Source organism: Luteococcus sp. H91 (genome assembly GCF_038433135.1).
GTDB lineage: Bacteria > Actinomycetota > Actinomycetes > Propionibacteriales > Propionibacteriaceae > Luteococcus.
Genome location: NZ_JBCDMV010000005.1, coordinates 24462 through 46709, shown reverse-complemented (window position 1 = coordinate 46709; position 22248 = coordinate 24462). Strand labels below are relative to the sequence as shown.

The following is a 22248-nucleotide window of genomic DNA, read 5'->3' as shown; positions in this document are numbered from 1 at the left end:
AGCTCGATGGCCGAGCCGTCATGGGCGGTCAGAACGCGATCTGGTTGTTCAACGGAAGTGGACATCAGTTCAGGTTCTCCAGGGTCTTGGTCTGGCGGAAGCCCAGGTAGGAGATACCGCCGATGATGAAGAAGATGATGATGGCGAAGGCGCTGGCCAGGCCGTAGTCATGGTTGCCACCGCCGAAACCGGCCACCTTGAAGACCAGGGAGATCAGCAGGTCGGTGTGGCCGGCGCTGAGCGAGGTGCCCGCAAACTGTGGTCCACCGTTGGTCAGCAGGTAGATCAGCACGAAGTTATTGAAGTTGAAGGCAAAGGAACTGATCAGCAGGGGAGCCAGCGGCACCATCAGCAGCGGCAGCTTGATCTGGCGGAAGGTCTGCCAGTTGCTGGCCCCATCCATCCGGGCGGCCTCCAGCACGTCGTCGGGGATGGACTGCAGGGCGCCGGTGGCCACCAGGAACATGTACGGGAAGCCGAGCCACAGGTTGACCAGCAGCACCGCCACCTTGGCCCAGACCGGGTCGGTCAGCCAGGGGATCCGCGCCCCGCCCAGCAGCACTTCATTGATGAAGCCGAATTCCTGGTTGAACAGGCCGGCCCAGACCAGGGCCGAGAGGAAGCCGGGGAAGGCGTAGGGCAGGATCATCAGCACCCGGTAGATCTTCTGGCCGCGCATCTTGGGCTCGTTGAACATGATCGCCAGGAAGAGCCCCAGGGCAAAGGTGGTGGCCACGCTGAGGAAGGCGAAGGCGAAGGTCCAGGCGGTCACCTTCAGGAAGGGGCCGCGGATGTCCTTGTTGGTGAAGGCCCGCTTGAAGTTCTCGAAGCCGACGCCCACCTTCCAGCCGGGCTCGATCCGGTCGCCGGTGTCGGTGACGAAGGAGCCCCGGCCTGAATCGTGGAAGACCCGGCCCTTGGCGTCGGTGAACGTGTCGGCGGCCTTGTCATAGGTCAGCGTCGACTTGTACTCGTAGGCCGCGGAACCCGTGGTGGTGCGGATGAAACCGGAATTGGGATCCTCGTCCAGCTTCACCTTGAGGGCGGTGATCTCCTTGGTGCGCTGGGAGATCTCGGCGAAGCTCAGCATGGTGTAGTCCGGCAGCGTCTTGATACCGCCAATGCTGGTCAGCTCCGCGCCGGGAACCTCCTTGAGCACCTCCTGGTCAGCGGCGGCCTCCACCTTCTTGGTGGCGGGATCGACGACCACCAGGTGCAGCTTGCCGTCCTTCACCGCGACGGCGGACTTGTAGGCCTTGGAGCCGGGCACTCGGGTGGTGTTGTTGGCCTGGATGGCGGTGATCGCATCAGGCTTCGACGAGTTGTGGCCGTCGCCGTAGTTGGTGAAGGCGATGTAGACCGTGTACAGGATCACGCCCAGGCTGAAGATGGTCAGGAAGACCAAGCCGGGGAAGAGGTACTTGGCCGGCAGGAAGCGGTTGGGCGGCAGGTAGATGCCGTTCACCAGCAGCAGCAGCAGTACGATGGCGGCCAGGATCCACCAGGCGCCGGAGGTGAAGGCGGTGATCGCGCCCAGTACCAGGAAGGCATCCAGGGCGCCCAGGGCGGCAATCTTGATCAGCCACGGCAGCGGGCCGGCGGAGTAGGTGGACTGGGCGCGGTTGACTGCCTCTTCGCGCGCGGCCCCGGACAGGGGGTTCTTGGATGTGCTCATGGCCCTTCGGTCTTCGTTCTCGGCGGGACGTGCAAGGGCCCCGGGGTGACACCACCCCGGGGCCATCACATCGCTACCGCGTTGTGGTCACGGAGTCAGATCACTTCTTGATCTTGCCGTTCAGGGTGGTGACCATGGTCTCCCAGGTCTTGGCCGGATCGGCAGCCTTCTGGCCAACGATCTGGGCCTGGGCCGTGCCCCAGTCGGTCCACACGCCGCTCATCGCAGGGATGTTGGGCATCGGGACGCCCTTGGCGCTGACCGCGCCGAAGTCGGCCACGTCCTTGTCCGCCTTGGCCGCCTCGTAGGCGGCCTTGTTGGCCGGGGCACGCAGGCCGGCCTTGTAGAGCTCGGTCTGCACCTCTTCCGAGCCGACATACTCGACGAGGAACTTGTTGACGGCCACCGAGTTCTGGGTCTTGGCGGACATCACGAAGCCCTGCACGGTCACGAAGGCCTGGGCATCCTGGTCGCCGGCCTTCGGGATCGGGTCGATGGCGTACTTGATGCCGGCCTTCTTGGCGTCGGCCAGGTTCCACGGGCCGGTCAGCAGGTAGGGGGTCTTGCCGGCAAAGAACTGGGCCTTGGAGATGTCCTGGGTGACGTTCAGATTCAGGATTCCGGCCTTGCCCTGGGCGGCCAGCCAGGCGGCGAACTTGGCGCCCTTCTCCCCACCCATGGCGAGCTTGGAGGCGTCGAAGCCCTTGTCGCCCAGCTCGAAGACCGGGGCGCCGAAGGAGGTCTGGAAGGGGTACAGGTGGAAGGCGTCGGCCGTCTTCGGATCCAGGCCCACCAGGAAGGGGTACTTGGCCTTGCCGCTGGCGACGACCTTCTTGCCCGCCTCGATCATGGCGTCGAAGGTGTCCGGCGTCTTCTCCGGGGCCAGCTCGGTATTGCGCAGGATCGCGACCGACTCGGTGGAATACGGCACGCCGTAGACCTGGCCGTCGTAGGTGAAGGCCTGCACCGCAACGTCCTCGAAGGCGCTGGCGTCGCCGAGTTCCACGGGGGCAACCACGCCGTTCTGCACCAGGCGCCCGGTGGCATCATGCGGCATGATCGAGGCGTCGGGGCCCTTGCCGGTGGGCACCTGGGTGACGAAGTCGTCGGCCAGCTTGGCGAAGTCCTTCACCACGAACTTCACGGTGACACCCGTGTCGGCCTTGAACTTGGCGGCGACGGGCTTCAGCACCGGCTCGCGGTTGGAGTCGGTCCAAACCGTGATGGTGCCGGCGCCCGCGGCGGGAGCGCTGGAGCCGCCGCTGGCGCTGTTGCTGGCGGCGGGGGTGGTGGTGGACTTGTCGCCACAAGCGGTCAGCGCCGAGGCGCCCACTGCCAGACCGGCCAGGCCCAGGAAGCCGCGACGGCCGAGGGAGTAGCTCATGAGTGTTGCCTTTCTATCGCGCACGCGGGGTCGGGCACCCATTGCCCGACCACTACACACACAGTCAGTTTTCCAGCGGGAGACAGCTTCGCCGCCCGATGGGAAACCATCATCCCACCCCTAGTTGAAAGGGCAAGGCTCAGTGTTTGGAGTCGTGCTGTGAATCGGCTGAACCGGGGAGTGCGGCGGGTGCGTGCCGCAACTTAGGACAGGCTTTCTTGAAAGCCGTCACTCAATTAGGTAAGCATGACGTTGTGAAATCTGACGAAGCAACCGTGCGCCCCGCGCAGCCGGGGCTCGTCGACGCCGATGAGGACGCCTCCACCCGCGAGCGGGTGGCGCGATCCATCCTGGAACACGGCGCCAGCACCGCGGCGGAACTGGGGGAGCGGCTCAACCTGACGCCGGCCGCCATCCGTCGCCACCTGACCGTGCTCACCGAGCAGGGACACATCGAACCCCGCGAGCAGCGGGTCTACGGCGCCCGCGGCCGCGGCCGCCCCGCCAAGGTCTTCGCCCTCACCGATTCCGGCCGGTCCACCTTCTACCAGGCCTACGACGAGCTGGCGATCGCCGCGCTGCGCCAGCTGGTGCGCGCGGTGGGCCCGTCCGCGATCAGCGCCCTCGCCGAGCAGCGGGTGGCCGATGTCGAGGCCGCCTTCCACCGGATCCGCATCGAGCAGCCGGAAGCCACCGCCGCCGAGGTGCTGGCCCAGGCGCTCAACACCGACGGCTACGTGGCCAGCGTCAAGCCCGCCACCCTGGGCGAGCAGCTCTGCCAGCACCACTGCCCGGTGGCGCACGTCGCCGAGGAATTCCCGCAGCTGTGCGAGGCCGAGACCGCGCTGTTCAGCCGCCTACTCGGCAGCCACGTCCAACGACTGGCCACCATCGCCCACGGCGACGGGATCTGTACGACGAATATTCCGCTGGTCCCCGTCGAGTCACTCACCACCCACGAACCACACGACGCAAGCAACCGATCGAAAGGCCCACTGACATGACTCAGGTAGACAACAAGCCGATGGTGCCCGGTACCGGCGCCAGTCAGGACGAGCACCTGGATGCGCTGGGCAACTACCGCTTCGGCTGGCACGACTCCGACGCAGCCGGCCAGATCGCCAAGCGTGGCCTGAGTGAGGCCGTGGTGGCCAACATCTCGGAGCTGAAGAGCGAGCCCCAGTGGATGCTGGATCTGCGCCTGAAGGGCCTCAAGCTCTTCGAGCGCAAGCCGATGCCCACCTGGGGTGCCGATCTGGACGGCATCGACTTCGAGAACATCAAGTACTTCGTCCGCTCCACCGAGAAGCAGGCCCAGACCTGGGATGACCTGCCCGAGGACATCAAGAACACCTACGACAAGCTGGGCATCCCGGAGGCCGAGAAGGCCCGCCTGGTGGCCGGCGTCGCCGCCCAGTACGAGTCCGAGGTGGTCTACCACAAGATCAACGAGGAGCTGGAGCGCCAGGGCGTCGTCTTCCTGGACACCGACACCGCCCTGAAGGAGTACCCGGAGCTCTTCCAGGAGTACTTCGCCACCGTCATCCCCGTCGGTGACAACAAGTTCTCCGCGCTGAACTCGGCCGTCTGGTCGGGCGGCTCGTTCATCTACGTCCCCAAGGGTGTGCACGTCGAGATCCCGCTGCAGGCCTACTTCCGGATCAACACCGAGAACATGGGCCAGTTCGAGCGCACCCTGATCATCGCCGACGAGGGCTCCTATGTGCACTACGTCGAGGGTTGCACCGCCCCGATCTACTCGTCGGACTCGCTGCACTCCGCCGTGGTGGAGATCATCGTGAAGAAGAACGCGCGGGTGCGCTACACCACCATCCAGAACTGGTCCAACAATGTGTACAACCTGGTGACCAAGCGCGCCGCCTGCGAGGAGGGCGCCACCATGGAGTGGATCGATGGCAACATCGGCTCCAAGGTCACCATGAAGTACCCGGCGGTCTACCTGATGGGCGAGCACGCCAAGGGTGAGACCTTGAGCATCGCCTTCGCCGGCGAGGGCCAGCACCAGGACGCCGGCTCCAAGATGGTGCACTGCGCGCCCAACACCTCCAGCTCGATCATCTCCAAGTCGGTTGCCCGTGGCGGCGGCCGCTCCTCCTACCGCGGTCTGGTGGAGGTTCAGGAGGGGGCGCACCACTCCGCGTCGAGCGTGAAGTGCGACGCGCTGCTGGTGGACCAGATCAGCCGCTCCGACACCTACCCCTACGTCGACGTGCGGACCGACGACGTCTCGATGGCACACGAGGCCACGGTCTCCAAGGTCTCCGACGACCAGCTCTTCTACCTGATGCAGCGCGGGCTGGAGGAGGACGAGGCGATGGCGATGATCGTGCGCGGCTTCGTCGAGCCGATCGCCCGCGAGCTGCCGATGGAGTACGCCCTGGAGCTGAACCGGTTGATCGAGCTGCAGATGGAGGGCGCGGTCGGCTGATCATCCGCCGACCGAGCCCGTCGAGGTCTCACCTTCACTTCTCACCTTCCACCGAAAGAAGAAACGACGTTGTCAACGGACACCGCACCCGCCGCAGCCGGCGCGACCGAGCCTGCTGGCCAGGGCTCGACCATCCAGCTCGAGACGGTCGCCTCGCACCTGCACCCCACCCCGTCCTGGGATCTGGCCGATCATCCCGAGCCGTCCGGCCGGGAGGAGATCTGGCGCTTCACCCCCATGAAGCGTCTGGCCCCGCTGCTGACCGGTGGCCAGACCAGCGACAACCTGGACTGGACCAAGCCCGAGCTGCCCGCCGGGGTCACCCTGGAGCCGATCAGCCCGGCCGAGGCCCGCGAGCTGGCAGTCGAGGCCCCGCTGGACCGGGTCTCGGCGCTGGCCGCCCAGAACGCCTCCTACGCGGCTCGGCTGGACATCCCGGCCGAGACCGAGGTGGCCGAGCCGATCATGCTGACCGGCACCGGCGTGGGCGGTGACGTCAGTGAGCACACGGTGATCACCGTCGGCGCCTTCGCCAGGGCCACCGTGATCGTGCACTACCTGGGCAAGGGCACCTTCGCGGAGAAGATGGACATCCGCGTCGGTGACGGCGCGCAACTGGTGCTGGTCACCCTGCAGGACTGGGACGACGACGCCGTGCACGGTGGCCAGCGTTCCGTGCTGGTGGGCCGCGACGCACAGGTCAAGCTGGCCACCGCCAGCCTGGGCGGCGACGTGATCCGGCTGCAGGAGGACGTGCGCTATGCCGGCCCCGGCGGTGAGCTGGAGCAGTACGGGCTGTACTTCGTCGACGGCGGGCAGCACATCCAGCACCGGATCTTCGTCGACCACAATGCCCCCAAGACCAAGTCCAATGTGGACTACCGCGGTTGCCTGCAGGGCCAGGGTGCACACTCGGTGTGGATCGGCGACGTGCTGATCCGCAAGGTGGCCGAGGACATCGAGACCTACGAGGCCAACAAGAACCTGGTGCTCACCGACGGCTGCAAGGCCGACAGCGTGCCCAACCTGGAGATCGAGACCGGCGAGATCGCCGGTGCCGGTCACTCGTCGACCACCGGCCGTTTCGACGACAACCAGCTCTTCTACCTGATGAGCCGCGGCATTCCGGAGCCGGAGGCCCGTCGCCTGGTGGTGCATGGTTTCTTTGTCGACATTGTGCGCCGGATCGGCGTGCCCGCCGTCGAGGACCGGCTGATGGAGGCCGTGGAGAAGGAGCTGGCCTTCGTCGCCGAAGAGGTGGCCCCGTGAGCTACGTCGACGCCTGCGCGCTGGAGGACCTGGGCTCCGAGCCGTTGGCCGTCAGCCTGGGTGACGTCGACGTGGCGCTGGTGCGCTCCGGCGAGGAGATCTTCGCGATCTTCGACGAATGCTCGCACGCCAAGATCAAACTGAGCGAGGGCGAGGTGGAGGGCGACAGCATCGAGTGCTGGCGGCACAATGCCGGCTTCAGCCTGCGCACCGGCCAGCCCCTGCACCTGCCGGCCACCGAGCCGGTGCCGGTCTACCCGACCAAGATCACCGACGGACGCGTGCTCGTCGACCTGGACAACCCGATCAAGATCACAGAAACTTTGGAGAACTGAGATGTCGAAGCTGGAAATCATCGACCTGCACGTGGACGTGGAGACCGAGACCGGTCCCAAGCCGATCCTCAAGGGCGTCAACCTGACCATCAAGGATGGCGAGGTGCACGCCATCATGGGCCCCAACGGTTCCGGCAAGTCCACCCTGGCCTACTCGATCGCCGGCCACCCGAAGTACACCATCACCTCCGGCAAGGTGCTGCTGGACGGTCAGGACCTGACCGAGATGACCGTCGACGAGCGCGCCCGCGCCGGCCTCTTCCTGGCCATGCAGTACCCCGTCGAGGTGCCGGGTGTCAGCGTCGCCAACTTCCTGCGCACCGCCAAGACCGCGCTGGACGGTCAGGCCCCCAAGGTGCGCACCTGGGTCAAGGACGTGAACTCCGCGCTGGAGAAGATGCAGCTGGACAAGGAGTTCAGCGCCCGCTCGGTGAACGAGGGCTTCTCCGGTGGCGAGAAGAAGCGTCACGAGATTGCCCAGCTGGAGCTGCTCAACCCGAAGATGGCCATCCTGGACGAGACCGACTCCGGCCTGGACATCGACGCGCTGCGCGTGGTCAGCGAAGGCGTCAACCGGTTCAGCGAGCAGGGCGACCGCGGCGTGCTGCTGATCACCCACTACTCCCGCATCCTGCGCTACGTGAACCCCACCCACGTGCACGTCTTCGTCGACGGCCGGGTGGCCGCCGAGGGTGGCAAGGAGCTGGCCGAGGAGCTGGAGGCCAATGGCTACGAGAAGTACATCCAGGCGTCCGCCGAGGCCAACGCCTGAGCCGGGCAACAATCCCCAGGGCGCCGCTGACGCACCCCGCGTCGGCGGCGCCCGCAATTGGCAGCCATCACTGTCAGGCAAGGAGCACCATGACTGGACAGACCCATCCCGGTCTCGACGTGGACGCCATCCGGGCCGACTTCCCGATCCTCTCTCGCACGGCGGGGGAGTACCCGCTGGTCTACCTGGACAGCGCCAACACCTCGCAGAAGCCGCGCCAGGTGGTCGACGCCATCGCCGAGCACTACCTGCAGCACAATGCCAATGTGGCCCGCGCCATGCACCTGCTGGGTGCGGAGGCCACCGAGGCCTTCGAGGGCGCGCGCGGCACGATCGCGGGCTTCATCGGTGCCGCCGGGCCCGACGAGGTGATCTTCACCAAGAACGCGTCGGAGGCGCTCAACCTGGCCGCCAACACCCTGGGTGACCGGCTCAAGCCCGGGGATGAGGTGGTGGTCTCCGTGATGGAGCACCACTCCAACATCGTGCCCTGGCAGCTGGTCTGCGAGCGCACCGGTGCGGTCCTGCGCTGGTTCGACGTCACCGACGAGGGACGACTTGATCTTGAGACCGCCGAGCGCGACGGGTTGATCAACGAGCGCACCAAGATCGTCTCGTTGACCTGGATCAGCAATGTGCTGGGCACCGTCAACCCGATCCGCAAGATCAGCGAACTGGCGCACGCCGTCGGCGCTGTGATGGTGGTGGACGGCTCCCAGGGAGTGCCGCAGCGACCCACCGACGTCGTCGAGCTGGGCTGCGACCTGCTGGCCTTCACCGGCCACAAGATCTGTGGACCCACCGGCATCGGCGTGCTCTGGGGACGCTCCGAACTGCTCGTCGAACTGCCGCCCTTCCTGGGCGGCGGTGAGATGATCGAGGTGGTCAAGATGACCGGCTCCACCTTCGCCGCGCCGCCCCACCGTTTCGAGGCCGGCACCCCGCCGATCGTCCAGGCCGTCGGGCTGGGTGCGGCGCTGGACTATGTCTCCGGCATCGGGATGGACACGATCCAGGCCCACGAGGAGCTGATCACCGGCCAGCTGCTGCAGCGGTTGCAGGGCATCGACGGGCTGCGGATCCTGGGCCCCACCCAGAATGTCGAGCGTGGCGGAGCGGTCGCCTTCACCCTCGATGGGGTGCACCCGCACGACATCATGCAGATGCTGGATTCACGGGGGGTCGCCATTCGCGGCGGCCACCACTGCGCTCGGCCGCTGCACGACCGGCTCGGCATCCAGTCGTCGGTGCGGGCCTCGGGTTACCTGTACACCACCACCGCCGAGGTGGAGACCCTGGCCGAGGCCCTGGAGTGGACCCGGGACTTCTTTGCCGGAAAGTTCGCAGGCAGCACCGGCAGCCGGATCCGTCGTCGCCGTACCCGCAAGGAGAACCAGTGAGCGTTGAGAGCATGTACCAGGAGATCATCCTGGACCACTACCGGGAGAAGCTGAACTCCGGTCTGCGGGAGCCCTTCCAGTCCGAGGTGCACCACGTCAACCCGTCCTGCGGCGACGAACTCACCCTGCGTGTGCAGCTGGACGGCGACAGCATCGCCGACGTCAGCTACCACGGCGAGGGCTGCTCCATCTCCCAGGCGTCCACCAGCGTGATGAGCGAACTGCTGATCGACCGGGACGTCACCGACGCCCTGAAGCTGCACGACGAATTCCTGGAGATGATGCAGAGCCAGGGCAAGGCCGAACCCGACGAGGACCGGTTGGAGGACGGCATCGCCTTCGTCGGTGTCAGCCAGTTCCCCGCCCGCGTCAAGTGCGCCATGCTCGGCTGGTCTGCCGTGCGCGACGCCATCCTGCGCGCCCAGTCGGGCGCCCAGAACCCCACTCCCACAACGAATCAGGAGCACTGAGGTGTCCTACCCCAATGAACCGCTGAATGCCGACGCGGCGGCAGAACGGGCCGCGGCCGACGAGGCCGCCCAGCCCGTGAGCCGCCCGAGCGACCTGGTCAAGGACGAGCTGCCCACCGGCGACGCCAAGCCCGTCGCCAGCGTCGAGGACGTCGAGGAGGCCATGCGCGACGTGGTCGACCCCGAGCTGATGGTCAACGTGGTTGATCTTGGTCTGGTCTACGGCGTGCACGTCGACGAGGGCAACAACGCCACCATCGACATGACGCTCACCAGCCCCACCTGCCCGCTCACCGACCGGATCGAGTACGACACCCAGGCCGCGCTCGAGGGCCTGGTGGAGACCGCGACGATCAACTGGGTCTGGCTGCCGCCGTGGTCGCTGGAGATGATCACCGACGACGGTCGCGAGCAGCTGCGCAGCATCGGGTTCAACGTCTGACACACCGACTCGCTGCGGCTTCGCCTTCGCTCGTTACCGGTGGGTTGAGCTCGCTCCGCTCGCGCGGCGCACGAATTCGCTTCGGCTTCGCCTGCGCTCATTGCTCGTGGGTTGAGCTCGCTCCGCTCGCGCGATTCTCTTGAGGTGCCTCGCTACGCTCGGCCCACCGAAGCAAGCTTCGGTGGCATCGCGGCGATGGTCTGAGGGCCTCCGGCGATGAATTTGCCGCGCCATTGCTGGGCAGACAATCGCCGCGATGTGCTCTCGCTCCAAGGTGGACCTTTTGTCAGAGGCCCCTCGACGGGCTCGGGGATCGTGGTCGCGTAGCAGCTGAGGCTTTCAGTGCCTGGGGCAGGGGCCTGGCCACGGTGGCCGAGCCTGTCGAGGCCTGCCTCGCGCAGACCAGCGGCGGTCAGGTTCCTCCCCGGAGGAGCTGACCGCCGCTGGCCTTTGCGTCGGCGAGTGGGGGCTCGCGACGCGGATGGCGAGCCGCGAGCGTGACTCCGGGAGCGCCCGCGTTGTCAACCACCACAAGAATTCTCGTCGATCCGGCGGGCAGGCACCACACCATTTCAGGTGGTGGTCAACGGCGGTGCAGGTGGGTTGCCCCGGTGATCGCGGCCAGCACCTGCTCATAGCTGGACTCGTCGGCCAGGAAGCTGCCGTTGTTGCGGCCGTGCCGCAGCACCTCGATCCGGTCGGCCACCGCCCGGACGTCGGTCAGGTTGTGGCTGATCAGGATCACGCCCAGGCCCTGGTTGCGCAGCTCGTCCAGGTAGCTGAGCACCTCCGCGGTCTGTCCCACCGACAGCGAGGCGGTGGGTTCGTCCAGCACCACCAGCGACGGGTCACTGACCAGGGTGCGGGCAATGGCGACGCACTGCCGCTGCCCGGCCGAGAGCTCGCGCAGCGGCACCGCGGTGTCCGGGATCCGGGCGTTCACCGTACCCAGATGGCGTCGGGCCTCATCCCTCATGCGTGCGTGGTCCAGCAGCCCGAAGCGACCACGCAGTTCCTGGCCAAGGAAGACGTTGTCCACCACGTCCAGGTTCTCCACCAGCGACGATTCCTGGAAGACCGAGGCGATTCCCATCACCGTCGCGGCGCGGGGCGAGGCGATGCTCACCGATTCCCCGTCGAACCAGATCTCACCCGCGCTCGGCTGCTGCACGCCGCCGATGATCCGGGCGATGGTGGACTTGCCGGCGGCATTGTCACCCACCAGCGCCACCACCTCACCGCGACGCACCTCCAGATCCACGTCGACGGCGGCTTGCACCCCGCCGAAGGTCTTGCCGATCCGACGCAGGCTGAGCAGCGGCGCCTCGGTGCCCATCAGGAGCTCCTTCCGCTTGCGGCAACGGGTGATGTCTCGTCGTGGGCCAGGGCGGCGACGCCCACCGCCTCGGCCCCGCGCCCCAGCTGGGCCTCCACCAGCAACTGATCTGGCTCGCCGAGCAGGGGGCGGGAGCGCAGGGCGTCGCGGATCGGATCCAGCAGCAGGTCACCCACCTCGGCCAGTTCACCGCCCAGCACGATAAGGTCCGGCCCCAGCACGGTGGCGGTGTTGGCAATCACCTGGCCCAGCACGGCCGCGCCGTCCATCACCACATGCCGACAGCCGGCATCGCCCCGGTTGGCGGCCTGGATGATCTGTCTCAGGCCAAGGGGTCCGTGGCTGAGGCGCAACAGGTCGGCCATCGCGGCGGGGGAGACCACTGTGCTCAGGCAGCCCCGCGCCCCGCAGCGGCAGATCGCGCCGGTACCGTCCACCTGGACGTGCCCGAGTGCACCCACCGACGCGGAGCGGCCGCGGTGGGGGCGTCCGTCCAGCAGCAGGCAGGCCTCCACGCTCTCCCCGACCCGCACATAGAGCCCCACCTCTGCACCGCGCAGCGCACCGAAGCGGTACTCGGCCACTGCCGCCGCGTCAGCCTGACGGGCCAGCAGGACGGGCCGGTCGAGTCGTCGAGAGAGGGTCTCGGCGACGTCGACGTCCTCCCAGCCGGTCAGCGAGCGGCCCGAGACCACGGGCGAGAGGTCTGCGGGCAGGGCGACACCGATCCCGGTGACGTCATCCAGGCTGGCGCCCACCTCCTCGGCCGCCTCACCGACCAGCAGGGCCACCCGGTCCAGCGTCGTGTCATAGCGATGATCATGGGGCAAGGGGAGGTGGCGGGCCTGTTGCACTGTGTGCGAGGCGTCGGCCAGGTAGGCGTGAAGCGCTCGCGGGCCGATGTGCACGCCGAAGGCAAGCGCGGAGGTGCGGGCCAGGCTGACCTGCTGTGCCCGGCGGCCGGAGCGGGTGGTGGCGCTGGTGGTCAGCTGCCCGTCCGTTTCGAGCTGTTTGACGATGTTGGAAACGGTGGCGGCCGAGAGGCCGGTGGCGGCGGCAAGCTCCACCTGGGTGATGGCGCCGAAGGTGCGGACCGCGTCCAGGATCCGGTTGCTGTTGGCCTCGCGCAGGGAGGTCTGGGACCCGGGGGAGGCCACGGTGGTCACCTCCTGTCGCCGCTGGTCGTCGTGTCCGAAGTCTACGATCGACCATCTTCGGTTCAGGAGCAAAAGTCAAGGGATCGCTCAATTGGTGCGGAGGGTCACAGTTTCGGCTCAATTGAGTTCAACTCTTGACGACAAAGCGTGGCTGGATTTACCTTGAATTCACTCCGAGCTGCGCTGTGGCGCCATTGGAGGCGAGTCAAAGGAGACAAGCGATGGCCGACGAGGCACACAGCATCCTGCAGATGCGCAACATCACCAAGACCTTCCCCGGCGTGCGCGCGCTCGACGGGGTGACCATGAATGTCCGTCGCGCGGACATCCACTCCATCTGCGGAGAGAACGGCGCCGGGAAGTCCACGCTGATGAAGGTGCTCTCCGGCGTGCACCCGCACGGGAGCTACGACGGCCAGATCATCTTCGAGGGCAAGGAGATGAGCTTCGGCAAGATCAAGGACTCCGAGAACCAGGGGATCGTGATCATCCATCAGGAGCTGGCGCTGATCCCGGAACTCTCGGTGACCGAGAACATCTTCCTGGGTGACGAGGTGACCTCGCATGGCCTGATCGACTGGGAACAGGCCCGCCTCAGGGCTATGGACCTGCTGGCCCGCGTCGGGCTGAGCATCGACCCCGACACCCCGATCAAGCGGCTCGGCGTCGGTCAGCAGCAACTGGTGGAGATCGCCAAGGCGCTGTCCAAGAATGTGAAGCTGCTGATCCTGGACGAGCCCACCAGCGCGCTGAACGAGGACGACTCGGCCAATCTACTGGACCTGATGCGGGGGCTGAAGGCCAAGGGCATCACCCAGATCATGATCAGTCACAAGCTCAATGAGATCGCCGCGATCAGCGACGCCGTCACCGTGATCCGCGATGGCCGCACCGTCGAGACCTATGACGTGGTGGCCGGGCAGGTGGACGAGGACCGGATCATCAAGGCGATGGTCGGCCGCTCGATCGAGAACCGCTACCCGGAACATGTCTCCGCCCCGGGGGAGGTGCTGCTGGAGGTCAAGGACTGGACCGTCGAACACCCGGACGTGCCCGGCCGGCTGGTCACCAAGCACGCCTCTTTCGATGTGCGGGCGGGGGAGATCGTCGGCTTCGCCGGGCTGATGGGCGCCGGCCGCACCGAGCTGGCCCGCAGCCTTTTCGGCCGCAGCTACGGCATCTACCGTGGTGGGGAGATGATCCTGGACGGCCGGAGCGTGGCCCCGAAGACCGTGCAGCAGGCGATCGACCTGGGCATTGCCTATGTCACCGAGGATCGCAAGACTCTGGGGCTGAACCTGCTGGACTCCATCAAGACCACCATCACCTCCGCCAACCTCAAGGCGATCCTCAAGCACCGGCTGCTGGACCTGCGCAAGGAGTCGGAGGTGGCCAACAGCTACCGCGAGGAATTGCGGATCAAGACCCACACCACCGACGTCGGGGTGGCCACCCTCTCCGGCGGGAACCAGCAGAAGGCCGTGCTGGCCAAGTGGATGTACCCGCAACCCAAGGTGCTGATCCTGGACGAGCCCACCCGCGGCATCGACGTCGGCGCCAAGTACGAGATCTACAAGCTGATCCACAAGCTCGCCGACGAGGGCAAGGCCGTGATCATGATCAGCTCCGAGCTGCCCGAGTTGCTCGGCGTCAGTGACCGGATCTACACCATCTGCGAGGGCCGGATCACCGGTTGCCTCGATGCCGCCGACGCGGACCAGGAGACCCTGATGCGTCGGATGACCACCACCTCCACCCAGCCGGCAGCCCCGGCCACCATTTGAACCAGGCAAGGGAGCCACCCAATGAAAGCCGTCAAGCAAGTCCTCGGCAACAACCTGCAGCAGTACACCATGATCCTCGCGATGGTGGTGCTGGCGATCTTCTTCGAGATCAAGTCCGGCGGGCGGATGCTGACCCCCTCCAACATGCAGAACCTGATCACCGGCAATGCCTACGTGCTGATCCTGGCGATCGGCATGGTGATGGTGATCGTGATCGGCCAGATCGACCTGTCCGTCGGTTCGGTCGCCGGTTTCGTCGGCATGTTCTGCTCCATGATGGCCACCAATCACGGTTGGCCCTGGTGGTCGGCCGTGCTGGCCGGCATGGGGATGGGCATCCTGATCGGCGCCTGGCACGGCTTCTGGCTGGCGAAGGTGGGCATCCCCGGCTTCATCACCACCCTGGCCGGCATGATGATCTTCCGTGGCGCCGTGATCTGGATGTCCGGCTCGATCTCCGTCGCCGCCCCCGCGGAGCTGGAATTCTTCGGCGCCGGCTACCTGCCCGAATGGGGCCCCGGCTTCACCGGGATGAACAACTCCACCCTGCTGCTCGGCATCCTGGGCATCATCTGGTTTGCCGTGAAGGAGTTCAACCGCAGCCGTCAGGTGACCCGACGCGGGGGAGAGGCGCCGCTGTGGGCCACCGTCGTCCGGATCGCCCTGATCACCGCCGTGATCGGCTACCTCACCTGGATCTTCGCCAGCGGCCGTTCCGGCACCTCCTTCCCCGTGCCCGGCGTGATCCTGCTGATCCTGGTGATCATCTACCACGTGATCACCGAGCGCACCCGCTTCGGCCGACACGTCTACGCGGTGGGCGGCAACAAGGCGGCCGCCGGGCTGAGCGGCGTGAATGTGCAGCGCACCTACTTCCTGGTGATGCTCAACATGAGCTTCCTGGCCGCGCTGGCGGGCATCCTCTACCTGGGCCGTTCCACGGCGGGTGGCCCGCAGGACGGGATGAACTGGGAGCTCGACGCCATCGCGGCCGTCTTCATCGGAGGCGCGGCGGTCAGCGGCGGCATCGGCACCGTTCTGGGTTCCATGATCGGCGGCCTGGTGATGGCCGTGCTGAACTCCGGGCTGAGCCTGCTGGGCGTCGGCCAGGACCGCACCCAGGTGATCAAGGGCCTGGTGCTGCTGGGCGCCGTCGCCTTCGATGTCTACAACAAGCAGCAGGGACGCCCGTCGATCATCGGCCGGCTGACCGGCGGGAACAAGATCACCGAGGACAAGCCGGTGCCCGCGGCACCCGTCGAGGCTGATCCCGAGACCCCAGCCCTGCAGGCCAACCCGGCCAAGTGAAGAACCGAACCACCCCGCGAGCCGGGCAATGCAGCCCGGCACACCACCGTCGAGGAATCTCGGCACCACGAAAGGAAATCCCATGAAGGTCACTCGTAGGTCGCTGCTCGGCACTGCCGCCGGCATGACCGCACTGGTTGGTCTCAGCGCCTGTGGCGGAGGCCGCGACGGCGCCTCCGGCGACAAGTCCAGCGCCGCAACCGGCAGCTCCGGTGGTTCCGGTGCCGGCTTCGCCCAGGACGCCACCATCGGCATCTCGCTTCCCTGGCTGGGCACCCAGAACTGGAAGGAGGCCCAGGACATGTTCAAGGAGCAGCTGGGCAAGGCCGGCTTCAAGGTGGTCGTCCAGGCTGCGGACAACAAGATGCCGCAGCAGCAGTCCCAGATCGAGACCATGATCCAGCAGGGCGCCAAGGTGATCGTCGTCGGCCCGATCGACGGCAAGCAGCTGGGCACCGTGCTCACCAAGGCCCACGACGCGGGCGTCAAGGTGCTCGGCTACGACCGGCTGATCGAGAACACCGACGCCATCGACGGCGTGATCCAGTTCGGCTCTGTCCGTACCGGCGAACTGCAGGGCCAGGCCCTGCTGGACGGCCTGAAGAAGATCAAGGGCGAGGGCCCCTACAACATCGAGCTCTTCGGCGGCGGCCCGGCCGACCCGAATGCCCCCAACTTCTTCAAGGGCGCCATGAAGGTGCTGCAGCCCAAGATTGACGACAAGACCCTCGTCGTGGTCTCAGGCCAGACCCAGTTCACCCAGTGCGCCACCACCGACTGGGACAACGGCAAGGCCCAGTCGCGGATGGACTCGCTGCTGTCCGGCAACTACTCCGGCAAGAAGATCGACGGCGTGCTGTCGCCCAATGACGGCATCGCCCGAGCCATCCTCACCTCCTGCAAGCAGGCTGGCCAGAGCGTCCCGGTGATCACCGGGCTGGATGCCGAGAACGAGTCGGTCACCCTGGTGGCCAAGGGCACGCAGTACTCCACCGTCTACAAGCCCACGGACAAGCTGGTCGCCAAGACCGTCGAGCTGATCCAGGCGATGCAGAAGGGTGAGGCGCTGCCCGAGCCCACCGAGAAGACCAACAACGGCAAGGTTGATGTGCCGGTCTTCTCGCTGGATCCCGTCGTGGTGACCAAGGACAATGCCAAGGAGGCCTTCGCCAACGACCCGGCTCGCCTGAAGCTGCTGGGCTGAGCCAGGCCCGATCTGGTCTTCACCTGATCTGTGCGATCGCCGGTGCCCTCGGGGGGTGCCGGCGATCGCCGCTGTTCGGGGGGCGGGTGCCAGCTACTGACCACCGGTCACCCGGCGGGCCGCTGCTGGGGGCGGCCGGTGAGCTGCCAGCTCTCCACCACCGCGTACTGGCTGTGGTTGCGGGGCCCCTGCACTGATTCCACCAGCGCCAGCCGATCCGCCCACCAGCTGCTGGTGGTCAGCCGGGAAAGCCAAGGCTCACTGGCGCTCTGGTCGGCGGGGCGGTTCAGCCGGGCCAGGGTGAGGTGCGGCTGGTAGGGGCGGTGCTCGAAGCCGATCCCCAGCGGGCCGGCCACTCGTCGGCATCCCGCGGCCAGGGCGGGCAGTCCTTCGTCGGGGTCATCCAGCAGGGCAACCAGGTGCCGGGCCGCAGCCAGCCGGGGGAAGGCCCCGCCACCACTGACGGCCAACGGGAAGGGCGCGGACTGGGCGGCCACACCGGCCAGAGCGGCGGCATAGTCATCGAGCGCGTCGTCGGCCAGCGTCGGGGTGAACAGCAGCGTGACGTGCCAGTTCTCCAGCGGGCTCCAGCGCACCGCCGGGCCGCTGAGGCTGCGGGGGAGCTCCAGGGCGTCGTCTAGTTCCGCGATGATCTCCCGCGGCGGCAGGACGGCGGTGAACAATCGGTGGCTGGGACTGTTCGACATGTCCCCACCCTGCCACACCCGGTTGGGCCAGCATTGCCGCTCAAATTGGCAGCCCAGCTGACACAGAAAATCTTTTGCACGTTCCAATTGACAAAAGGTTGCCATCTTGTGCAGCGCCTGCGGCCGTGTGGCCCGGGAAGGGGCCGGCTGAGTGCCAGCTGGCCGCGCTTCGACTTGCGGGGGCGCAACTGGGAGAATCGCCGGGTGCTGCAGGTCAAAGATCTTGAGGTGCGGGCCGGAGCCCGCCTGTTGTTGTCCCCCATCTCCTTCCAGGTGATCCCTGGCGACCGGATCGGTCTGGTGGGGCGCAATGGCGCCGGCAAGACCACCCTCACCCGGATCCTGGCGGGGGAGGGGATGCCCGCCGCCGGTCAGGTGACCCGGACCGGCCAGCTGGGCTACCTGCCGCAGGACCCGCGCGACGGTGACCTCCACGTGCTGGCCCGGGACCGGATTCTCTCCGCCCGTGGGCTCGACCGGGTGATCGTCAAGATGCGTGACCTGGAAGAGAAGATGAGCACCGCCAAGGGCGCCGAGCGGGAGGCGGCGATGAGCGCCTATTCCAAGGCCGAGGCGCAGTTCATTGCCGCAGGTGGCTACGGCGCGGAGAGCGAGGCCCACCGGATTGCCGCCAACCTGAGCCTGCCCGACCGGGTGCTGGCCGAGCCGCTGCAGAACCTCTCCGGCGGTCAGCGACGCCGGATCGAACTGGCCCGGATCCTGTTCAGCGGCGCCGACACCCTGCTGTTGGACGAGCCCACCAACCACCTGGACGCCGACTCGATCACCTGGCTTCGGGACTTCCTCAAGACCTATCCCGGCGCGCTGATGATGATCAGCCACGACACCGGCCTGCTGGACGCAACCGTCAACAAGGTCTTCCACCTGGACGCCAACCGGGCGGAGATGGACCTGTACTCGATGGGCTGGAAGCTCTACCTCAAGCAGCGCGAGACCGACGAGAAGCGTCGCCGCCGGGAGCGGGCCAATGCCGAGAAGAAGGCCGCCCAGTTGATGTTGCAGGCCGACAAGCTGGGTGCCAAGGCCACCAAGGCCGCCGCGGCGCACAACATGCAACGCCGCGCCGAACGGATGCTGGGGGGGCTGGAGGCCGAGCGCGACGCGGACAAGGTGGCCCGGATCCGCTTCCCTGAGCCCGCTCCGGTGGGCAAGGTGCCGCTGATGGCCGAGGGGCTGAGCAAGTCCTACGGCTCGTTGGAGGTCTTCACCGGTGTTGATCTTGCGATCGACAAGGGCTCCAAGGTGGTCATCCTGGGGCTGAATGGCGCCGGCAAGACCACCATGCTGCGGATCCTGGCCGGGGTGGAGGAGTCCGACACCGGCCGGCTGATCCCCGGGCATGGCCTCAAGATCGGCTACTTCGCGCAGGAGCACGACCTGATCGACCTGTCCGCCTCCGTGCTGGACAACATGGTGGCCAGCGCGCCCAACATGAACGCCACCGAATGCCGCAAGGTGCTGGGTTCCTTCCTGTTCACCGGCGACGACGTGGAGAAGCCCGCCCGGGTGCTCTCCGGCGGGGAGAAGACCCGGCTGGCGCTGGCCATGCTGGTGGTCAGCTCCGCCAACCTGCTGCTGCTGGACGAGCCCACCAACAACCTGGATCCGGCCAGTCGCGAGGAGGTGCTGGCGGCGATTGCCACCTACACCGGCGCGATCGTGCTGGTCACGCACGATCACGGCGCCGTGGAGGCGCTGGACCCGGACCGGGTGCTGCTGCTGCCCGATGGCGACGAGGACCTGTGGAGCCAGGACTACGCCGACATCGTGGCGCTGGCCTGATCCTGGGTCATGCCGACTGGCGGCGTGGTTCCCGCCGGGCGGCCCACAGTGTGATTTGATCTTGGTCAACACCCGTCGATGATCACGACGGGCTGATGGAAGGGACCAAGCTCATGGCCATGAACCAGCAGCAGATCGCCCTGGCGCCCGGGGTGCGGATCACCGGGGAGGCCCGGGAGAAGCTCGCCGCGCAGCTGGTGGAGCGCTACCACCAGGGCGAGTCCATCCGGGCGATGGCGACCAGTCTTGGCCGCTCCTATGGCTGGGTGCAGGGCATGTTGAAGCAGGCCGGGGTGACCCTGCGTGGCCGGGGCGGCCCGACGCGTGGTGCCGCCGGCGAGCAGCGCGCCCGGGTGGCCTGGAGCGCTGGGGTGCCGGGGTCGAAGCCCACTGCCAAGACCGAGCAGGGCTCGAGCGCCACGAGGCCCGAGAAGAAGCGCGGGAACAAAAAGCCCACCGCCGACGTTGAGAAGTCGCTGCCCGAGAAGCAGCCCGAGGTGCCCGTCGAGAAGCCGAAGAAGCCCGCAAAGGCCAAGAAGGCCGAAGCCGTCGTGGCGGAGGCGAAGGCGACGCCCGAGGCGCCCGAGGCGAAGCCGACCAAGGTCAAGAAGTCGAAGTCCGACGACAAGCCGGGCAAGGACGACAAGCCCAAGAAGGCGTCCAAGCCCGACGAGATCGACAAGGACGAGCAGCCCGCCGAGGCGGCCAAGCCCGCCAAGGCCGACAAGGCCGCGAAGCCCGTCGAGGCCGACAAGGCCGTCGAGGCCGAGAAGACAGCCAAGGGCAAGGGCAAGACCAAGGACAAGACCAAGAAGGACAAGGACAAGAAGTCCAAGAAGAAGAACAAGTCGAAGTAGCCAACTGGGCACTTCGACGGATTGGGGGCCACGATGAGCGGAATGGGTGGCCCTGGCGGCCGAATGATGGGGAGCCTGAAGAAGGACCCCGAGGTCAAGAACCATGATCTTGCACCCGGCACGGTCCGCCGGGTGATTGGTTACGGCAAGCCCTACCAAGGGCTGTTGCTGATCTTTCTGGTGAGCGTGGTGCTCAGCGCCGTCGCCGGGGTGGTGCCACCGCTGCTGTTCAAGACCATCGTCGACGACGGTGTGCTGAAGGGCGACGCCGGCCTGGTACTGAAGATGGCCGGGATCGTCGCGGCGCTGGCCGTGGCGGAGGCCGCGCTGAGCATCCTGCAGCGCTGGTGCTCGGCCCGGATCGGCGAGGGGTTGATCTACGACCTGCGCACCCAGGTCTTCGACCACGTCAGTTCCATGCCGCTGGCCTTCTTCAGCCGCACCCACACCGGTAAGTTGGTCAGCCGTCTGCAGTCCGACGTGCTGGGGGCGCAGCGGGCCTTCACCACCACCTTGTCCAGCGTGCTGAGCAATGCGATCTCGCTGGTGCTGGTGCTGGCCGCGATGATCTCGCTGAGCTGGCAGCTGACCCTGGCCTCGCTGGTGCTGCTGCCGGTCTTCCTGATCCCGGCCCGGATCGTCGGCGGGCGGCTGGCCAGCCTCACCCGGGATTCGATGCAGCTCAACGGTGATCTCTCCGCGATGATGACCGAGCGTTTCACCGTCTCCGGTGCGCTGCTGGTCAAGCTCTTCGGACGGCCGCAGCAGGAGCACGACCTGTTTGCCACCAAGGCCGCGGAGTTGCGCGGCAATGGCGTCACCATCGCCATGGTGGGGCGGCTGTTCATGACCGCCATGGGCCTGGTGGCGGCGCTGGCCACCGCGCTGGTCTACGGCGCGGGCGGTTGGATGGCGATCAAGGGTTCGCTCACCGTCGGCACCCTGACCGCCCTGGCCGGCCTGCTGGCCCGGCTCTACGGGCCGCTGGTGCAGCTCACCAATGTGCGGATCGACGTGATGAGTGCGCTGGTCAGCTTCGAGCGGGTCTTCGAGGTGCTGGACCTGAAGCCCCTGATCAGCGACGCGCCGGGTGCCCGTCGGGCGTCAGGAACGGCGTCGATCGACTTCGAGCACGTCGGCTTCACCTATCCCGATCCGGAGCTGGTCTCGCTGCCGTCGCTGGAGCCGGTCACTCCGGGGCACGAGAGCAAGAACACCCCGGTGCTCACCGACGTCAGTTTCCACGCCTCACCCGGGCAGACCGTCGCGCTGGTGGGTCCGTCGGGCGCGGGCAAGACCACCGTCACCAACCTGCTGACCCGGCTCTACGACGTCACCGACGGCAGCGTGAAGATCGGCGGCGACGACGTCCGCGAACTCACCCAGGAATCCCTGCAGCAGATGGTGGGCTATGTCACGCAGGACGCGCACATGTTCCACGACACCATCCGCAACAACCTGGCCTACGGCGCGCCCGGCGCCAGCGAGCAGCAGATGCGCGACGCCCTGGCCGCGGCCCAGATCCTCGGCCTGGTGGACCGGCTGCCCGACGGCCTGGACACCATGGTGGGGGAGCGCGGCTACCGGCTCTCCGGTGGCGAGCGGCAGCGCTTCGCGATTGCGCGGCTGCTGCTGAAGGCCCCGCCGATCGTGGTGCTGGACGAGGCCACCGCCCATCTGGACAGCGAGTCCGAGGTGGCGGTGCAGCGGGCCCTGGATGCGGCGATGGCGGACCGGACGTCCGTGGTGATCGCCCACCGGCTGTCGACGGTGCGCGCCGCTGACCAGATCCTGGTGCTGGAGGCCGGCCGGATCGTCGAGCGCGGCACCCACGCCGAACTGCTCGCGGCCAATGGCCCCTACGCGGAGCTTTACCACTCCCAGTTCGAGTGAACC

General features: G+C 67.1%; 19 protein-coding genes. 14 read left to right on the top strand and 5 right to left on the bottom strand.

Features of this window, described 5'->3' with window-relative positions; all coding sequences use genetic code 11:
- Positions 1 to 64 precede the first annotated feature (64 nt).
- Positions 65 to 1675, bottom strand: a complete 1611-nt coding sequence (locus AAEX57_RS03985) for an ABC transporter permease subunit (protein ID WP_342091042.1) — start codon at positions 1673 to 1675, stop codon at positions 65 to 67.
- A gap of 100 nt (positions 1676 to 1775) precedes the next feature.
- Complete coding sequence (locus tag AAEX57_RS03980) at positions 1776 to 3059, bottom strand: sugar ABC transporter substrate-binding protein (RefSeq protein WP_342091043.1); 1284 nt, start codon at positions 3057 to 3059, stop codon at positions 1776 to 1778.
- A gap of 254 nt (positions 3060 to 3313) precedes the next feature.
- Here AAEX57_RS03980 and AAEX57_RS03975 point away from each other — a divergent pair, with 254 nt between their 5' ends.
- From AAEX57_RS03975 to AAEX57_RS03940, 8 genes are all read left to right on the top strand, one after another.
- Positions 3314 to 4063 (top strand): helix-turn-helix transcriptional regulator, encoded by a 750-nt coding sequence (locus AAEX57_RS03975; protein ID WP_342091044.1) that lies wholly within the window; start codon positions 3314 to 3316, stop codon positions 4061 to 4063.
- Positions 4060 to 5508 (top strand): Fe-S cluster assembly protein SufB, encoded by a 1449-nt coding sequence (gene sufB, locus AAEX57_RS03970; protein WP_342091045.1) that lies wholly within the window; start codon positions 4060 to 4062, stop codon positions 5506 to 5508. The genes AAEX57_RS03975 and sufB overlap by 4 nt, the downstream gene beginning before the upstream one ends.
- Positions 5509 to 5577: 69 nt before the next feature.
- Positions 5578 to 6777: a Fe-S cluster assembly protein SufD gene (gene sufD / locus AAEX57_RS03965; protein ID WP_342091046.1), complete on the top strand. Its 1200-nt coding sequence runs from the start codon at positions 5578 to 5580 to the stop codon at positions 6775 to 6777.
- The gene (locus AAEX57_RS03960; RefSeq protein WP_342091047.1) at positions 6774 to 7112 is read left to right on the top strand and encodes a non-heme iron oxygenase ferredoxin subunit; all 339 of its coding nucleotides are present in this window, start codon (positions 6774 to 6776) and stop codon (positions 7110 to 7112) included. The genes sufD and AAEX57_RS03960 overlap by 4 nt, the downstream gene beginning before the upstream one ends.
- Before the next feature lies 1 nt (position 7113).
- A complete protein-coding gene (gene sufC / locus AAEX57_RS03955) occupies positions 7114 to 7884 on the top strand; it encodes a Fe-S cluster assembly ATPase SufC (RefSeq protein WP_342091048.1) in 771 nt (256 codons plus the stop codon).
- 89 nt (positions 7885 to 7973) lie between these two features.
- A complete protein-coding gene (locus tag AAEX57_RS03950) occupies positions 7974 to 9284 on the top strand; it encodes an aminotransferase class V-fold PLP-dependent enzyme (protein ID WP_342091049.1) in 1311 nt (436 codons plus the stop codon).
- Positions 9281 to 9754 (top strand): Fe-S cluster assembly sulfur transfer protein SufU, encoded by a 474-nt coding sequence (gene sufU / locus AAEX57_RS03945; protein WP_342091050.1) that lies wholly within the window; start codon positions 9281 to 9283, stop codon positions 9752 to 9754. The genes AAEX57_RS03950 and sufU overlap by 4 nt, the downstream gene beginning before the upstream one ends.
- Before the next feature lie 94 nt (positions 9755 to 9848).
- On the top strand, positions 9849 to 10196 hold the full coding sequence (locus AAEX57_RS03940; protein ID WP_342091088.1) for a metal-sulfur cluster assembly factor: 348 nt from the start codon (positions 9849 to 9851) through the stop codon (positions 10194 to 10196).
- Between the two features lie 583 nt (positions 10197 to 10779).
- Here AAEX57_RS03940 and AAEX57_RS03935 read toward each other — a convergent pair.
- Positions 10780 to 11532: an ATP-binding cassette domain-containing protein gene (locus AAEX57_RS03935; protein WP_342091051.1), complete on the bottom strand. Its 753-nt coding sequence runs from the start codon at positions 11530 to 11532 to the stop codon at positions 10780 to 10782.
- Positions 11532 to 12689 (bottom strand): ROK family transcriptional regulator, encoded by a 1158-nt coding sequence (locus tag AAEX57_RS03930; protein WP_342091052.1) that lies wholly within the window; start codon positions 12687 to 12689, stop codon positions 11532 to 11534. Before AAEX57_RS03930 ends, AAEX57_RS03935 begins: the two co-directional genes overlap by 1 nt.
- 221 nt (positions 12690 to 12910) lie before the next feature.
- Between AAEX57_RS03930 and AAEX57_RS03925 the strand changes: the two genes are divergently transcribed.
- From AAEX57_RS03925 to AAEX57_RS03915, 3 genes are all read left to right on the top strand, one after another.
- A complete protein-coding gene (locus tag AAEX57_RS03925) occupies positions 12911 to 14473 on the top strand; it encodes a sugar ABC transporter ATP-binding protein (RefSeq protein ID WP_342091053.1) in 1563 nt (520 codons plus the stop codon).
- Between the two features lie 21 nt (positions 14474 to 14494).
- Positions 14495 to 15781 (top strand): sugar ABC transporter permease, encoded by a 1287-nt coding sequence (locus AAEX57_RS03920; RefSeq protein ID WP_342091054.1) that lies wholly within the window; start codon positions 14495 to 14497, stop codon positions 15779 to 15781.
- Positions 15782 to 15863: 82 nt separating this feature from the next.
- Complete coding sequence (locus AAEX57_RS03915; RefSeq protein ID WP_342091055.1) at positions 15864 to 16985, top strand: substrate-binding domain-containing protein; 1122 nt, start codon at positions 15864 to 15866, stop codon at positions 16983 to 16985.
- A 107-nt stretch (positions 16986 to 17092) separates the two neighbouring features.
- Here the strand turns inward: AAEX57_RS03915 and thpR are convergent, their stop codons facing one another.
- A complete protein-coding gene (thpR, locus tag AAEX57_RS03910; RefSeq protein ID WP_342091056.1) occupies positions 17093 to 17692 on the bottom strand; it encodes an RNA 2',3'-cyclic phosphodiesterase in 600 nt (199 codons plus the stop codon).
- A gap of 204 nt (positions 17693 to 17896) precedes the next feature.
- Here thpR and AAEX57_RS03905 point away from each other — a divergent pair, with 204 nt between their 5' ends.
- The 3 genes from AAEX57_RS03905 to AAEX57_RS03895 all read left to right on the top strand — a co-directional run bounded on the left by AAEX57_RS03905 (position 17897) and on the right by AAEX57_RS03895 (position 22245).
- The gene (locus AAEX57_RS03905) at positions 17897 to 19495 is read left to right on the top strand and encodes an ABC-F family ATP-binding cassette domain-containing protein (protein WP_342091057.1); all 1599 of its coding nucleotides are present in this window, start codon (positions 17897 to 17899) and stop codon (positions 19493 to 19495) included.
- A gap of 119 nt (positions 19496 to 19614) precedes the next feature.
- Positions 19615 to 20352 carry a helix-turn-helix domain-containing protein gene (locus tag AAEX57_RS03900; RefSeq protein WP_342091058.1) on the top strand — a complete coding sequence of 246 codons (738 nt, stop codon included), beginning with the start codon at positions 19615 to 19617 and terminating at the stop codon, positions 20350 to 20352.
- Positions 20353 to 20385: 33 nt separating this feature from the next.
- On the top strand, positions 20386 to 22245 hold the full coding sequence (locus tag AAEX57_RS03895) for an ABC transporter ATP-binding protein (RefSeq protein ID WP_342091059.1): 1860 nt from the start codon (positions 20386 to 20388) through the stop codon (positions 22243 to 22245).
- Positions 22246 to 22248: the final 3 nt, after the last annotated feature.